The sequence below is a fragment of the Faecalibacterium sp. An77 genome (assembly GCF_002161315.1).
In the GTDB taxonomy this organism is placed as follows: Bacteria; Bacillota; Clostridia; order Oscillospirales; family Ruminococcaceae; genus Faecalibacterium.
The window spans coordinates 1-14,788 of record NZ_NFHK01000014.1; the positions used below are offsets into that span (position 1 = coordinate 1).

At 59.2% G+C, this 14,788-nt stretch carries 15 protein-coding genes; 3 read left to right on the forward strand and 12 right to left on the reverse strand.

The genetic code is table 11. The features are described 5' to 3' along the window. Positions 1–383 precede the first annotated feature (383 nt). Together B5G28_RS15140 and B5G28_RS06645 are read right to left on the reverse strand one after the other, a co-directional pair. The gene (locus B5G28_RS15140) at positions 384–665 is read right to left on the reverse strand and encodes a LysR substrate-binding domain-containing protein (RefSeq protein WP_087247118.1); all 282 of its coding nucleotides are present in this window, start codon (positions 663–665) and stop codon (positions 384–386) included. Then, positions 662–1,279: a LysR family transcriptional regulator gene (locus B5G28_RS06645; protein WP_087247120.1), complete on the reverse strand. Its 618-nt coding sequence runs from the start codon at positions 1,277–1,279 to the stop codon at positions 662–664. Before B5G28_RS06645 ends, B5G28_RS15140 begins: the two co-directional genes overlap by 4 nt. Positions 1,280–1,531: 252 nt before the next feature. Here B5G28_RS06645 and B5G28_RS06650 point away from each other — a divergent pair, with 252 nt between their 5' ends. The 3 genes from B5G28_RS06650 to B5G28_RS06660 all read left to right on the forward strand — a co-directional run bounded on the left by B5G28_RS06650 (position 1,532) and on the right by B5G28_RS06660 (position 4,429). After that, positions 1,532–1,933, forward strand: a complete 402-nt coding sequence (locus tag B5G28_RS06650) for an FMN-binding protein (RefSeq protein WP_087247122.1) — start codon at positions 1,532–1,534, stop codon at positions 1,931–1,933. A 75-nt stretch (positions 1,934–2,008) separates the two neighbouring features. Then, positions 2,009–3,664 carry an FAD-binding protein gene (locus tag B5G28_RS06655; protein ID WP_204228824.1) on the forward strand — a complete coding sequence of 552 codons (1,656 nt, stop codon included), beginning with the start codon at positions 2,009–2,011 and terminating at the stop codon, positions 3,662–3,664. Between the two features lie 39 nt (positions 3,665–3,703). Continuing rightward, positions 3,704–4,429: a hypothetical protein gene (locus tag B5G28_RS06660; protein ID WP_087247126.1), complete on the forward strand. Its 726-nt coding sequence runs from the start codon at positions 3,704–3,706 to the stop codon at positions 4,427–4,429. 761 nt (positions 4,430–5,190) lie between these two features. On the opposite strand, the gene B5G28_RS06670 is transcribed toward B5G28_RS06660, so the two are convergent. From B5G28_RS06670 to B5G28_RS06715, 10 genes are all read right to left on the reverse strand, one after another. Further along, on the reverse strand, positions 5,191–6,552 hold the full coding sequence (locus B5G28_RS06670) for an MATE family efflux transporter (protein WP_087247130.1): 1,362 nt from the start codon (positions 6,550–6,552) through the stop codon (positions 5,191–5,193). Beyond that, positions 6,545–6,994: a MarR family transcriptional regulator gene (locus B5G28_RS06675; RefSeq protein WP_087247132.1), complete on the reverse strand. Its 450-nt coding sequence runs from the start codon at positions 6,992–6,994 to the stop codon at positions 6,545–6,547. Before B5G28_RS06675 ends, B5G28_RS06670 begins: the two co-directional genes overlap by 8 nt. Positions 6,995–7,476: 482 nt before the next feature. After that, positions 7,477–8,979, reverse strand: a complete 1,503-nt coding sequence (locus tag B5G28_RS06680) for a carboxypeptidase M32 (protein ID WP_158099593.1) — start codon at positions 8,977–8,979, stop codon at positions 7,477–7,479. 175 nt (positions 8,980–9,154) lie between these two features. Further along, positions 9,155–10,543, reverse strand: a complete 1,389-nt coding sequence (gene yqeC, locus B5G28_RS06685; RefSeq protein WP_087247136.1) for a selenium cofactor biosynthesis protein YqeC — start codon at positions 10,541–10,543, stop codon at positions 9,155–9,157. Next, complete coding sequence (gene yqeB, locus B5G28_RS06690; protein WP_087247138.1) at positions 10,540–11,355, reverse strand: selenium-dependent molybdenum cofactor biosynthesis protein YqeB; 816 nt, start codon at positions 11,353–11,355, stop codon at positions 10,540–10,542. The genes yqeC and yqeB overlap by 4 nt, the downstream gene beginning before the upstream one ends. Positions 11,356–11,358: 3 nt before the next feature. Then, positions 11,359–12,396: a selenide, water dikinase SelD gene (selD, locus tag B5G28_RS06695; protein ID WP_087247140.1), complete on the reverse strand. Its 1,038-nt coding sequence runs from the start codon at positions 12,394–12,396 to the stop codon at positions 11,359–11,361. 28 nt (positions 12,397–12,424) lie between these two features. Next, positions 12,425–12,598: a hypothetical protein gene (locus B5G28_RS06700; RefSeq protein ID WP_242956743.1), complete on the reverse strand. Its 174-nt coding sequence runs from the start codon at positions 12,596–12,598 to the stop codon at positions 12,425–12,427. Between the two features lie 37 nt (positions 12,599–12,635). Continuing rightward, positions 12,636–13,247, reverse strand: a complete 612-nt coding sequence (yedF, locus tag B5G28_RS06705) for a sulfurtransferase-like selenium metabolism protein YedF (protein ID WP_204228826.1) — start codon at positions 13,245–13,247, stop codon at positions 12,636–12,638. Between the two features lie 3 nt (positions 13,248–13,250). Continuing rightward, positions 13,251–14,390: an aminotransferase class V-fold PLP-dependent enzyme gene (locus B5G28_RS06710; protein WP_087247146.1), complete on the reverse strand. Its 1,140-nt coding sequence runs from the start codon at positions 14,388–14,390 to the stop codon at positions 13,251–13,253. Positions 14,391–14,402: 12 nt separating this feature from the next. Further along, on the reverse strand, positions 14,403–14,639 hold the full coding sequence (locus B5G28_RS06715) for a DUF3343 domain-containing protein (RefSeq protein WP_087247148.1): 237 nt from the start codon (positions 14,637–14,639) through the stop codon (positions 14,403–14,405). Positions 14,640–14,788 lie beyond the last annotated feature (149 nt).

Here is a 14,788-nt window from a genome sequence, read left to right on the forward strand (position 1 = left end):
TAAAACGAAACCTGGCGTTGATTAACGCCAGGCCTCGCAAGGTTCTTAACTTCCATTCTGCCCAGGAATTATGGGACTTCGAGCTTAATTCCTGTTGCACTTAGTTTGACAATTCACTTTATTCTGCAATTTTTCCAATGGCCCGGGCCAGCGGTATCATAGAGCTCCGCCCCGGAGATTAGGGATGCTGATTTTCCAAAGATCGAAGGAGACTCCACCCTTCTTCGCAGGCAGCCCGGACATCCATTCACTGGTTATATACCGCCCCGCCAACTGCACCCAACATACCCAGATGCGGCAAACAGCCTTCGCCGCATTTTTTCAGCTGACAAACCCAGCAAGCAACAGCTGATGGATCCTGCCGCCCCTGGCCTTTCGTTCCTTCATCCCATTTCATCTGCTTTTTTATATCGGGACAGAAACGCAAAAAAATCCTGAGCGCAGGGATTTGGATTGTCCGGCATACAAAGGGCGACAAACTTCATCTGCTGCCGGGGTCCTTCCAGTTCCGCAAAGCAAAGCCCTGTAGAAAGACGATTTCGCAGATTGGAGGGGACGACAGCCACTCCGATTCCGGTTTCCACCATCAAAACCATGCTGGAAAAGGTGTCCGTATAAACGACCGCGTTTTTGCCAAGTCCCAGTTTTCGGTAGTATGCATTCATCCGTTCCTGGGTAGGCGCAATGCTGCTGGAGCAGGATGCAACCAGTGCTCACCTTCCAGCTGGGAAGGAGAAACACAAGGATATTTCGCCAGCGGATGAAGCGAGCTCATCATCAGCACCGCGTGTGCAGGAGGAAGAGAAAGTTTTTGAAGGCCGCTCAAGTCCGGCAGATCCAGGGCCATGGAGATCAGAAGATCAATCTTGCTTTCTACGAGATCATTGATCAGTTCCTGCCGCACACCGCTCACAAAGGAAAAAGAAACCTCCGGGTGCTCTGCACGAAAGTCCCGTACCGGGCCTACCACAATCTCCTGCTCAACAGCCGTAGGCAGCGCAAGCGTAATCGTGTGGTCTCGGGCAATATGGCGCACATCGATTGCAGCGCGCTCCCAAATACGGACGATTTCCTGACACGCAGTACAGAAATAAGCGCCTGCAGCGGTCAGCTTTACATGGGCTGTGTTGCGCGCAAAGAGGGGCGCGCCGAGTTCCCTCTCCAATATCTGAATCTGACGGGTAACAGCTGTCTGGGAAACATAGTTTTCTTTCGCCGCCTTGGTGAAACTCAAGCTGTCGGCAACACTCAAAAAATAACGCAGCTGCTGCAGTGTCATCTCTAAACGCCCCTTTCATCTTTTTTTCAGTATACCATATTGCGGCACATCGTGCATCTTCTTTATGCCATTTTGTTATAAGGTTATCCTTCTTTTCTATTTCCAGCGGCCGGTTTTATATGTTAAAATTATAACAGCAGAAAACACAAAGCGCTTTTGCCTGCAGTGGTCACATCCTCCAGCAAATCCGGCGGGCCACCCGGGAACGCCCGCCCGATTCGCATTCAAACACACGAAAGAAGGAAGATTTTTGTGAAAAGTTCCATTTCGCGCCGCAGTTTTTTGAGAGCCGCTGCCGTAAGCGGACTGGGTCTGGCGGCCCTGGGCTCCATGAACGGCTGTGCAAGCAGCAGTGCAGGTGCGTCCTCTTCGGCCGGCACTTATATCCCCGGCACTTATTCCGCAAGCGCAAAAGGAATTGGTCAGGTTTCCGTGACCATGACCTTTGATACGGAAAAAATCACAGATGTACAGTTGGATTTATCCAACGAAACGGCTTCCATCGGCCAGGCGGCCGGCGACACCCTGAAACAGGCCATTCTGGATGCGCAGAGCAGCGAAATCGACGCAATTTCCGGTGCAACCGTCACCACCAATGCCGTAAAAGAGGCTGCCGCCAAGTGCATCGCCCAGGCCAAGGGTCAGTCTGTATAGTCGTTTGAAACCGTCGCTGCAACAGCCCGTCCCTTCGGTTACATGTGCGACGAGGACTGGCTGGGCGAAGCCCCTGTGATTGACGACGCCGATATCGCCCAGACTTACACCGCCGACGTGGTTGTTGTTGGCGGCGGCCATGCGGGCACGCAGGCCGCACTGGTGGCCGCACAGCAGGGCGCCTCGGTGGCCGTGCTGGAAAGCCATGCAGACGGCGAAATCATTTATCGCGGCGACGACATTTGCTCTTATAACTCCAAGCTTCTGGAAAGCTGGGGTTTTGGGCCCTATGACCTGGAAGAGATCGTCAACGAATATGTCCGCCGAGCCAATGGCCGCTGCGATACCGACGTCATTCGGACCTTTGTCTACAATTCCGGCGAGATGATGGACAACCTGGCCTCCCTGGTGCCGGACACCTCGGATGTATTTGACTATGCAGGCGGCCAGTGCATCGTGCAGATCGGCTACAATCTCCCCGACGGCAGTTCTTATCCGGTGGAGAGCGAGGGCTACAAGATGTGGGCTTCCACCTTCCAGTCCATCGGCACCATAAACCAGCAGCCCGTAGGCAAGAAACAGCTCACTGGCCTGAGCCGCCTGAGCGAGCTGGAGACTTATTGCCGGGATGAAGCAGAAGACCTGGGCGCCACCTGGTACTGCGGCACCAGCGCGGTGGTCCTTACCCAAGCGGAAGACGGAACCGTCACCGGCGTCATTGGCCAGGACAGCGACGGCAACTATATCCAGTTCAACGCCAACAAGGGCGTGATCCTCGCCACCGGCGATTTCGGCGGAAACGTTGATATGGTATGGGAGCTCTGCTCGGAGGTGGGCGAATACGCTGAGCGCATCGGCATTCCCCGTGAAAGTGTCGGCGGCATGACCGACTGCACCGGCGTGGGGCACAAACTGGGCTGCTGGGCTGGCGGCATGATCGAGACCCATCCCCGTCCGATCGCGGTAAACTGCCCCAACCTGGGCTTCGGTCCGTGGGGCACCACCCCCTGCCTGTGGCTGAACTGCCAGGGCAAACGGTTTATGAACGAGGCCATGGCTGGTCTGGCACTGGTGCAGTGCCTGCACCAGCCGATGCCGACGGTAGACAGCTGCAACTTCGCCATCATGGACAAAGACTATATGGCCTATATCCAGCGGGCCGGCCTGGACCACGGCGCACCCAACTGGGGCTATCAGGAGGGCATGGATATCTTCCAGAAGGATATGGAAGCGCTGGACCCGGCGGTCGGTTCCGGCGAAGTCACCGGTCTTGAGATCGCCAACAAGTCCATGAAGATGATGAGCACCGTATACGTCGGCAACACCGCCGAGGAAGCGCTGCGCAACGCTGGCCTGGCCGAGGATGTGATCGAAAATGCCCTGGCATCCCTCGAACGCTACAACGAGCTGTGCCACGCCGGCAACGATCAGGACTACTGCAAAAATGCAGACACCATGCGCGCTATTGAGAACGGGCCCTTCTATGTATCCATGCAGAACAGCAAGGGACTGTACAACTGCGGCCTCAACACCATCACGGGTCTGGTGGTCAACGGCGATATGCAGGTGCTGAACTGCAAACGGGACGCTGTCATTCCCGGCCTGTATGCGGTGGGCAACTGCATGGGCCAGCGATTCGGCAACGCCTATAACTGCCCGTCAGCCGGCAACAACATGGGCAACGCCATGACCACCGGCCGAGTAGCCGGCAAGCATTGTGCCAATCTGTAACCGCCGGGCAGAATGAAATCCAGGGAGGGACCTGTTTCTATGGCGACTGTTTTAACCGAAACCGAAAATGAACTGATTGAACTCTATACAGAAAAAGCATTTCAGGCCTACCAGAGCGGAAAGCTCTCCGAAGCGGCCCGGTGCGCACAGCGGATTCTGGACTTTGACCCGGAAGACGCCAACGCACTGTTTCTGAAAGGAGCTACCATCGGGCGGGCTTCCAAACCGGGAAAACTCTACATCGAGCAGGCTTTCGGGATCTGGAAGCCCCTGGTAAACCGGCTGACCGGAGACGACAAAGCTCTGATGGTCAACGCCATCTCCCATGCCTTTGCCACGATGACAGAGACGCCCGTCATGTTGGGATTCCGTTTTTGGTCCAGTTACTACAGCCTGGAGACCATCTGTTCCCTGCGCGATGTCCTTCAGGAGCTGCTCAGACTGAGTGACGCTCTGATCGCAGCACCCGAAGACGCCTGGATTACTCCCCTTTTCCGGGCGAATTATGTGACCTGGGTGTACGATGTGGTCGGTGCAGACCTGGCGGTGCCCACAGGCTGCGACGAATCCATTCTGGATGCTTTTTATGATATGGCCCACGCGCTGTATGAACTGGCCAAGCGGATGCCTTTGGAGGTGTCCGGTGCTCCTCTGCTGCGCCGGCGCACACTTCAGGCTCTTGCAAACTTCGAGGAGCGAAATCACCGCGAAAGTCACCCCGAGCGTCGGGCATACCTGATCCAAGAGCAGAAAAACCTAAGCTGACCTTCCCCGGGAGAAATTGTGTGTACAAAATCTCCCGGGGTTATTGTTTGGCCCAATTTATGTTTGCCGGCAGCACGTGTGTTGCCGAACGCAGAACTTTCCCCTTCTTTACCCGAACATATCATACAGCAGCAGAGAGAACGGAAATCCTTCACGGAGACAAGCCCAAATTTACGGTTCGGGTTGCCCAGAATCCATTCCAGCACATTTTCTGCTGAGCCAGGCATATGGCAATGCGATCGGTGCCATATCCTCCCCACCGTAAAGTCAAAAGATCGTTTTGGCTGCCTCGGACTCCTCAGGTTCAATGAACAAGGCGTGCGCTTCCATCCTGCGCTTATTGCTCCGCTCCAGCCTGTACCCGTATGGGGGCGATGCCTGCCACATATCCATTCTCCTGCATGAGCTGCTCCATCCCTACCCAAGATACCCCAAACACCATAAAGCACCCCATTGGCAGCACAAGTACTTTGACTTGTTTGTTGCCAATGGGGTGCCTCTTTATGTTATTCCAATTTCTTACGGTTGGCCGCAATCACATTTTCATACCAATCAAACGGTCTTTTCTATAACGCTTGACCGCTTGCTTTCCTTGGCTTCATCGGTGCGGCCCACACAGATATAACCATGCCGCACCGCACTGGCCGCCGGGCGCCAGCTCATGGACAGCAATAGCAGCCTCAGCACGGGCCTTCCCATCGCGGTTGGCCTGACCAGGATGCGGCTGGCGCAGGTGGCCATACGGTTTCGGTTCTTCCCTGTCATTCCAGTTTGGTTGCGTATTTGCCGCTGTTTTGTTCGCGGACAAAATAAATGAAAAAGCCCACGTTCAAAAGGATTCCAACTGCGGTGGAGATCGGGGCGGAAAGGCCGATCCGGGTCAGGCTTGCGTTGGGCTGAATGCTCATGAAATACGCCATGGGAAGGCGGACAAGAAGGGTTTGAACCAATCCCTGAATCATAACCCAAAGCGTTCTCTGGTTTCCATTGAAGTAGCCCACCATACTAAACAGGATCGCAGTGGCGATGGTTTCCGGGGCAAATCCCTTTAAGTATTCAAAGCCCTTTTGGACGACCACTGCATCGGAGGAGAAGACGCCAGCCAGCACATCGCCCTTTAGCATGACCAGGGCAAAAACCACACAGCCAAAACCAAGTCCCACACCAATTCCGGTAAACATGGCTTGTTTTGCGCGCTTCGGGTTGCCTGCACCCACATTCTGCGACACAAAGGATGCCATCGACTGCATGACCGCACTGGGAACCAGCATGGCAAAGTTGACGATCTTGCTGGCTACGCCATACCCGGAAGAAGCCTCCAGGCCCAGGCGATTCACAAAAGCGCACAGCGCCAGGAAGGACAGCTGCGTCAAGCATTCCTGCAAAGCCAAAGGCAATCCAATGGCCAGGAATTTGCGGCACTGCAGATTCAGCCGGATTTCTTTCGGACTGAAAGAGAACGGAAGCTCCTTTTTGATCAGCAATATCACCGCACAGACCACACTGACCGCCTGTGCAAATACTGTAGCGAGAGCCGCTCCGGCGGCATCCATCTGGAGCCCTGCCACCAACAGCAGATCTCCCAGGATGTTGACCACGCAGGCCACCAGAACAAACAAAAGCGGAGAACGGCTGTCTCCCATTCCACGAAAGATAGCGGAGAGCACATTATAGGCAACGATAAAGAAAATGCCGCTTCCGCAGATGCGCACATAGCTTACGGTCAGATCCAGAGACTCTGCCGGCGCCTGCATCAGCACAGAGATGGGCCTGGCAAAACCCACCAATACAACACACAAGCCCACCGAGATCAGCGCAAAAACAAGAATTGCTCCTCCCAGGACGGACCCAACCTGCTGCGGCTTTTTTTCGCCCAGATACCGTGCGATCAAGACCGTGATGCCCATGGCAAGCTGCGTCACAACAAATGTGACCAGATTCAGGATTTGGCTTCCCGTGGAGACAGCCGACAGCCCCGATGTGGACCCGAACCGCCCTACAACCAGCAAATCCACTGCTCCATAGGCGGCCTGTAAAATCAGGGCTCCCAGAATGGGAACCATAAACCAGAGCAGTTTCTGGAGTATACTGCCCTGGGTAAAATCTGCACTTTTCTTATTCAACAGAAACGCCTCCTTCCGACATGACGCGATAGAATTTTTGAATCGTTTGAATGGTGCAGCCGGCCTCTTCTTCCGAAATGCCGCTCAAAAGCGGCGCCAAACGGGCGAAATACTGTTCATCGTAGATCCGGGACAGGTTCTTCCCCGCCTCCGTGACCGAAATGTAGGTAATCCGTCCATCCCGTGGAGAAGCGCTCTTATAGAGATAGCCTTTGGCCTCCATTTCCTTCACCGTCCGGGTCACACCCGGCCGAGGAAGATTCAGCGCATCGCTGATATCCGAGATTTTGACTTGCCGGCCCTGTTGCTGCAGCGTTTGGATTACATCCAGATATGTGATGTATGCCGGCGTCACGCCTTCCGGCAGCGCCGGAAGCAAATCCCGGCAGCGCTTGGCCAAATAACAGGCATCCAGCAGTGCTTTGATGGTTTTCGGTTCCATTTTTGCTCTCCTCATATAGTTACCATTGGTAATTATATAGAAAACACCGTTTTGTCAACCCCCTTTTCACCTGTTTCCGTCGAAAAACCGTGCGGCCCACTGGTATCAGCGGACGGAGGCGGTCATATACCGATGCAAAGCGTCAAAGGCCATCTTTTAAAGCGGAGTAACAGCCATCCGCCTCGCCATGGCGGAATATTTCTTCGGCATCCTGAAAGATCGCATCTTCCAAGCACTGCTCGAGCGAGCGCTCCGATGGCATGCAAGCGGTCAGCGGTTCGATCCTGATTATCTCCACCAAACGAAATCCATTCCCGAAGCGAAGCGGATTTTTTGTTGTGTCCGGGCAGTTGCTCGGTTTTATTGGAGCCGGAATATTTCATCCCAACATTGCAAAGAAAGACCCGGAACCCAACGGTTCCGGGTCTTTTTGTGCACGTCCAGCCGGCCAAAACGCGCCGGAAGGCAGCTTCTCTTTCCGATTACAGGTTATAGAGCTGGGTGTACTTGCGGGTCAGGTAGTCCACGTAATACTGAGGATTGAAGGGGCCGCCGCAGAGGCTTTCCACCAGCCAGGAAGTCTCCTTCAGGTTGCCGTAGTGCCACAGGCGCCGGGCGAGGGCCTCCCGCAGGGGAGCCAGGTCGCCGGAGGCGTACATCCCGTCAAAGTCGATGGACCGTTCCAGATCGGCCATGGCCTGGGCCGCATAGGCGCTGCCCAGAGCATAGCTGGGGAAGTAACCAAAGCTGCCGCCGGCCCAATGGATGTCCTGCAGCACGCCGTGGGCGTCGTCGGGCACATCCAGGCCCAGGTATTCCTTATATTTTGCATTCCAGGCGGCGGGCAGGTCAGCTACTGCCAGCTCCCCATGGATCAGGGCCTTTTCCAGCTCATAGCGGACCATAATGTGCAGGCAGTAGGTCAGCTCGTCCGCCTCGGTGCGGATGAGGCCGGGCTCGGCCCGGTTGGCGGCGCGGTACAGTTCTTCTTCGGTCACGCCGGCCAGCTGGCCGCCGAACTGCTCCTGCATGGCCGGCCACAGCAGATGGATGCAGCCCCTGCTGCGGCCCACCATGTTCTCAAACAGGCGGCTCTGGCTCTCATGCAGGCTCATGGAAGCGCCGCCGGCCAGCACGGTGTAATCCAGTTTGGGGTCCACGTGCAGCTCATAGAGGGCGTGGCCGCCCTCATGGGCCACCGAATACAGGTTGGACAGCAGATCCCGGGGCATATAGTGGGTGGTGATCCGCACATCCCGGGTATTGAAGCCGTCGGTGAAGGGGTGCTCGCTCTCGGCCAAAACACAGCGCTGCGGGTCCAGGCCCCACAGCTCCATCACCTTTTGGGAGAGGACACGCTGGCCGCTGACCGGCCACTCCTGATCCAGAAAATCGGTGCGGATGGCACTGCCCCGGGTCTGGATGGCCTCCAGCAGAGGCACAATGGCTCCCCGGACGGTGGCAAAGAACTGGTCGCACTTCTCGATGGTCAGGCCCTTTTCGTACTGGTCCAGCAGGGTTTCATAGGGATCTTTGCCCGGGGCGATCTGCTGGGCCTGGCGGCGGCGGCCCGCCACCAGTTTCTCCAGGTACGGGGCAAAAACCGAGAAGTCGCTGGCCTTTTTGGCCTTGGCCCAGGCGGCCGTCGCCTCCTGGGTCAGACGCTCAAAGGCGGCATACTCTTCCGCCGGAATGGGCCGGATCTGGCTCAGGGTCCGGCGCAGTTCCCGCACCTCTGCGTGAACCTGTTCCCCGTCGGGGGCGGCGTCTGCGGCGGCGTCCGCCTGATCCAGCAGCTGATCCACCGACGGAGCCGTCAGCAGCTCAAACTGGGCGCGGCTCAGCACCTCGATGGCCTCAGCCCGGCCGTCGGCGCTGTCCGCCGGGGCGACGGTTTCGCCGTCAAAGTTAATGACGCTCTGTGCATAGCGGTAGGCGTAGTTCTGATGTTCCAGAACACGCAGTGCGGAGATGGCATCTTTCATAGACAATCCCTCTTTTCTCATGGGTTGAATGTAAGGCTATTATAGCACGCCGGGTTTCACCCGTCCATCCGGGGCCTGCAAACTTTCCCGCTGCATCCCGCCTCCGCAGACCAAAGGGCCTGCCGCCTGCGGACAGCAGACAGCAAGCCCTCTTGTTTCAGTGAGGAAAGCTTTTTTACACCGGCACAAACAGCACCTTCATGCTGCCGCCGCAGACCATATCTAGGCCGCCGGCTGCGCCGCCGTGGAGGGTGTAGGTCTGGACATCGTATCCCCCATGGGCCCGGGCGTGGCAGATGGCGCGGTACTCCCCTTCTCCGCCGCCGATGCTGCCCAGGGTCTGGTCCGGGGTCACCAGCATCATGCTGCCCACCCCGCGGGGAACCGAGCCGTGTTTTTCCACCACGATGCACAGTACCCCTTGTTCCCGGGTTTCCAGCAGGCTCCGGTCCGCCGAAGCCATGTGGTTTTTGTTTTTCTGCTGGACGATCTGCGCCAGGATGCTGAGGGCGATTTCCGCCGGGGTCACCGCCCCGATTTCCAGGCCGACGGGAGCAAAAATGGTGTCGATCCGCTCCTGAGAAAATCCCTTTTGGCGCAGCTGCTCCACCGTGGACTCCACCTTCCGCCGGCTGCCCATCATCCCCAGATAGGCATAGTCGGTGGGCAGGATGGTTTCCACACACTGCAAATCCGCCTTGTGGTTGGGGGTGACCACCACATAGCAGGCCCCGGGGTCCAAATGACGGGCCAGGTTGTCATAGGAATCGCAGATCAGCTCCTCCGCTGTGGGGAACCGCTCTCTGGTCAGCAGTTCGGGCCGCTCGTCGATCACCCGGGTGGTGAAATCCAGCCGGGCGGCCAGAGCCGCCACTTCCCGGGACACATGGCCGCCGCCGCAGACGATCAGCCGGGGCTGGGGGCAGAACCACTCTTTTTGCAGGACCGACACATCCTGTTCCCGCACCAGCAGGCTGGCCACTGCCCGCTGGTACAGCGAGCCGTCCGTCCGGGGCATCAGGGTGACCTTTTTGTCCGGGAAAGCCGCCCGCAGGGGGCGCAGATAACCCTCGGTTACCAGCCGCTGCACATGGGCGGGGGTGATGACGGCATCCTCCGGAATCCCCAGACAGGCGGTCACCCGTTCCAGCCGGTGGCACACCTCCCGGGCGGGGCGGCCCAGAGCGTTCAGGCCGCAGACCACCCGGATTTCCTCTGCATTGTCCGGGATCACCGGCTCCTGGTCCGAGGGATATTTCAGGGGCAGCCCCCGGGAGCCGTCCGCCTCCACCAGCACCTCATCGGCCCGGGCGCAGACCGCCGCATAGGTGGCCGGGGAAAGAGCCCGGATTTTCTCCCCTTCCGGAATCCCGGCCATGGCATAGCCGGTCTGTTCCAGCGCCCGGAGAATGGGCTCCGGGTCATCGGTCAGCAGGGTGTCCGGCTCGGCCCGCATATGGGTGGTGGTGGTCACAAACACCTTTTTCCCCTGGGCGCGGTATTCCTCCGCCAGCCGGTGGATCAGGGTGGTCTTTCCGCCGGAGCCTACTACTGCTTGAATCATTGTCCGCGCTCCCCTTTCAAACACATCACGGCCTCCACAACGCCTCCTGCAATGCAGCGGGCCTTGTCCGAGATGGTAAAGCAATTCTGATATTCCTCCGCCCGGGGGTCAATGTCGGCGATTTTGAACCCCTCTGTCACCGGGTAGCCGTCCCGGATCAGGCCCCGCAGCAATCCATCCAGAGTGGCCTTCACCGGCACTTCCCCCGCCGGGGTTTCCACCACGGCGATCACCTGATCCCGCCGGACGGTGTCGGTGATTTTGCAGACATTGCGGAGCACGCCCGCCGCCGGGCTGTGGATCATCCGTTCCCTGCCGTAGCCGGCAATGATGCCGGGGACGCCGGTGTTGGGGGCGGCAGCCCCCTGCCACAGCACCCGGCCCAGATTGTGGCCCCGCTGGGTTTCCACCACCGCGTCCACATCCACGCCGGCCGTAAAGCCGGGGCCAAGAGCCACCGTGATGGGGGCCATCCCCCGATGGGTGCCCAGATTCCGCTTAGCCAGAATGGCGTCCACCACCGCCAGGGGCTTCAGCTGCCGGATGGCGTCCCCTGCCGGGTCCACCAGCAACGCCAGCTGATTTTGTTCCACAAGCCGCCGGGCTTCCTCTACGGTGCCGGCCAGATAACAGGTCATATCCTCCACCTGCTGGCTGCCCTGATACACCGCCTCGCAAAAGGCCACGTTCCGCCGGATGGCGGAGGGGGAAGCAATCTCCAGCACCAGCACCGGAAAACCGCATTTCCGCAGCTTATAAATCGTTCCGGTGGCCAGGTCTCCCCCGCCCCGTACAATCACCAAATCCTTCATCGTTCACTCCAACTTGATTGCGCTCTCCTGCATTTCGGTCACATAGCCGATCCGGGCCGCCTGGGGAATCTTCTCCTGCAGCCGGGCCAGGCATTCCTCTGCCGCCCGGGCCGGCAGGGCGATCAGCAGCCCGCCGCTGGTCTGGGGGTCATACAGGATATCCTGCACCGCCAGGGGAATTTCCCCGCACAGCTTCACCCCCGGCTGGGCGTACTCCCGGTTCCGGTAGGCCCCCGCCGGGATCAGGCCCATTTCGGCCATTTCCAGGGCCTTGGGGTGATAGGGCACCCGGCCCGCCTCGATATGGAGGGTGCAGCCGCTGCCCTGGGCCATCTCATAGCTGTGGCCCAGCAGGCCAAAGCCGGTGATGTCGGTGCAGCTGTGGACCGGATACTCCACCATGATATCCCGGGCGGTTTTGTTCAGGGTGGCCATCTGCTGATAAATGCGGTCCATCACCTCGCCCGGCACCATATCGGCCTTGGCGGCGGTGGTCAGGATGCCCACCCCCAGGGGCTTGGTCAAAAGCAGCACATCTCCCGGCCGGGCCCCCGAATTGGTCAGCACCTTGTCAGGGCGGACAAACCCCGACACCGCCAGCCCATAGATGGGCTCGGCCCCCTTGATGGTATGGCCGCCGGTGATGATGGCCCCCGCCTCATAGGCGGCATCGTAGCCGCCCCGCAGAATCTCCCGGATGGTCTCGTCCTTCATGGTCTCCGCCGCACACAGGATATTCAGGGCCAGTTTGGGCTCGCCGCCCATGGCGTAGACGTCGCTCAGGGCGTTGGTGGCGGCAATCCGGCCATAGAGGTAGGGATCATCCACAATGGGCGGGAAAAAGTCGGTGGTCTGGATCAGGGCCTGTTCCTCGCTGAGGACATAGACGCTGGCGTCGTCGCTCTTGTCGTACCCCACAATCAGGCGGGGGTCGGCATGGGTTTTGAATCCGTCCAGCATTTTGGCCAGGGTCCCGGCCCCCATCTTGGCCCCGCAGCCGGCGCAGGCCGCCAGTTTGGTCAGTTTGACCTGTGTTTCCATAGGTTTATCTCTCCTTCCGCCCGGCCGCTCATCCTTCTCTGCTTCCAATCCAGTAGCAGCCCGCGCCGATCACGGCGGTCAGCACTTTCAGCGCTTCCAGGTACATATCGTAGCTGCGCCAGCGGATGAGGGCCCCGGACAAAACATACACTCCAACAAACACGACGCCCGAAACAACCGCGCGCTTTCTTTCATGGTTCATCTCTTTTTCCTCCGCCGGGCTTTCCATTCGGGGCGTGTCACGGCTTGACGATGTGGCCGGCGGATTCCATCCGCTCCACAATCTCGTACATATTGGTGACGCCGCCCACCGCCAGCTTGTCCCGGATGCCGTAGAAGTCCAGGCAGGTGCCGCAGGTCAGGACGGTGACCCCCTCCGACTCCAGCAGTTTCAGATCTTCCAGCACCTCCGAGCCCTCACAGCTCAGGTAGGCGCCGGTGTTGTAGCAGAGAACCGTCTCGGGCAGCTGGTCCTGTTTGGTCAGGGCAAACACAAAAGCCTTCATCAAAGCGGCACCCAGCTTGGGGTCGCCGGTGCCCATGGTATTGCCCGACAGCACCACCAGCATCCCCTTTTGGCGGGTATCCCGATGGCAGTCCACCTCCTCCGGCTGCGGGGCCGCACCCTCGCCGGTGATGGTCATGACCACGGCGTATTCCTTGTCGCCTTTTTTCTCTCCGGTGGAGACGTATCCCTTGTGGGAGGAGAAGCGCTGCAGGTTCTGCACCGCCACTTCATTGTCCACCAGAACCGTCAGCCGGTCCCCGGCGGCAAGTTCCTCGGCGGCTTTTTTGGCGTTGACCACGGGCAGAGGGCAGGCCATGCCCCGGCAGTCGATGATTTTTTCCATGATTTATTCCTCCTGTGCCAGTTCCCGCAGGGCGGAAACAGCGATTTCAATTTCTTCTTCGGTGTTGTAGTGGGAAAAGCTGAACCGGACGGCTCCCTGTTCCACAGTGCCCAGAGCCTGATGCATCCGGGGCGCGCAGTGGGCGCCGGGGCGGGTGGCGATGCCGTACTGCGACGAAAGGGCGTCGCTCACCTCACCCGAATCGTAGTCCCGGATGTTGAGGGCCACAATGGGGCAGCGCATCCGCCGGGAAAAGTCCCCGTACACCGTCACTCCCGGGATGGCCGACACCTGCCGGTAAAAACGTTCCATCAGGTCCAGTTCCCTCTCCCGGATGGCATCCAGGCCGGCGGCCCGGAGATACCGCACCGCGGCCAGCAGCCCGGCGATGCCGTGGGCGTTGAGGGTACCGGCTTCCAGAGCGGTGGGCATCTGGGGCGGATGGCGGCGCAGATAGGTCTGTACCCCGCTGCCGCCGCTGAGCAATGGCCGGACCTCCACCCCTTCCCGCACATAGAGGCCGCCGGTCCCCTGGGGGCCCAGCAGGCTCTTGTGACCGGTGAAGCAGAGGATGTCGATCTGCATCTTCTGAACGTTGATGGGAAAGACTCCCGCCGTCTGGGAGGCGTCTGCCACCAGCAGCAGGCCATAACTCCGGGCGATCTGTCCCACCCGGCCGATATCCACCAGGTTTCCGGTGAGGTTGGAGCCGTGGGTGCAGACGATGGCCCGGGTATTTGTCCGGATGGCGGCCTCAAAATCTGCCTCCTTCAACCGGCCCTGCCGGTCCGCCGGCAGGATGGTCAGCTCCACCCCCTTGTCCTCCATCTCATACAGAGGCCGCAATACCGAATTGTGTTCCAGGGCGGTGGTGATGACATGGTCGCCGGGATTCAGGATGCCCTTGATGGCGATGTTGAGGGCCTCGGTGGCGTTGGCGGTGAAGGCGATCCGGTCGGGGCTCTCGGCCCCGAACAGTTCCGCCAGGGCCAGCCGCGCCTCAAACACGGTGCGGGAGGCGCTCAGCGCTCCGTCATGGGCGCTGCGGCCGGGGTTTCCCATGCTGCACAGGGCCCGGGTCACCGCCTCCACCACGCATTCGGGTTTGCGCAGGGTGGTGGCTGCGTTGTCCAGATAAATCATGCCGCGCCTCCTTTACACCAGGCAGCGGTACACCCCCTGGAACCGGATGCCTTCCGCTTCCATCAGGGCCCGCAGCGGTTTTTCGCTCTCGGGGGCCGCGCACCAGGCCAGACCGCAGCCGGCGGTGATACTGCGGGGCACCGGAATAATCCGCCCGTCCGCCTGCCGCTCTCTGCACAGATGTTCCATGGCCATGGCATCGGTGGTGGTGAAAAAGGTAATCACCAGCCGGTCCTGTTTTCGTATCAACCCATATCCCCCTCCCGGCGCGGCGGCCGGGCCGCACCGTTGTATTTTCAAAACTACATCGATATTATAGCACAAGGACTGTTTGGGTTCAATCGGGGCGGGTATTTGCTGGACCCAGGCTTCCCAACCGGCCCCTCTGTCCCGAAGGC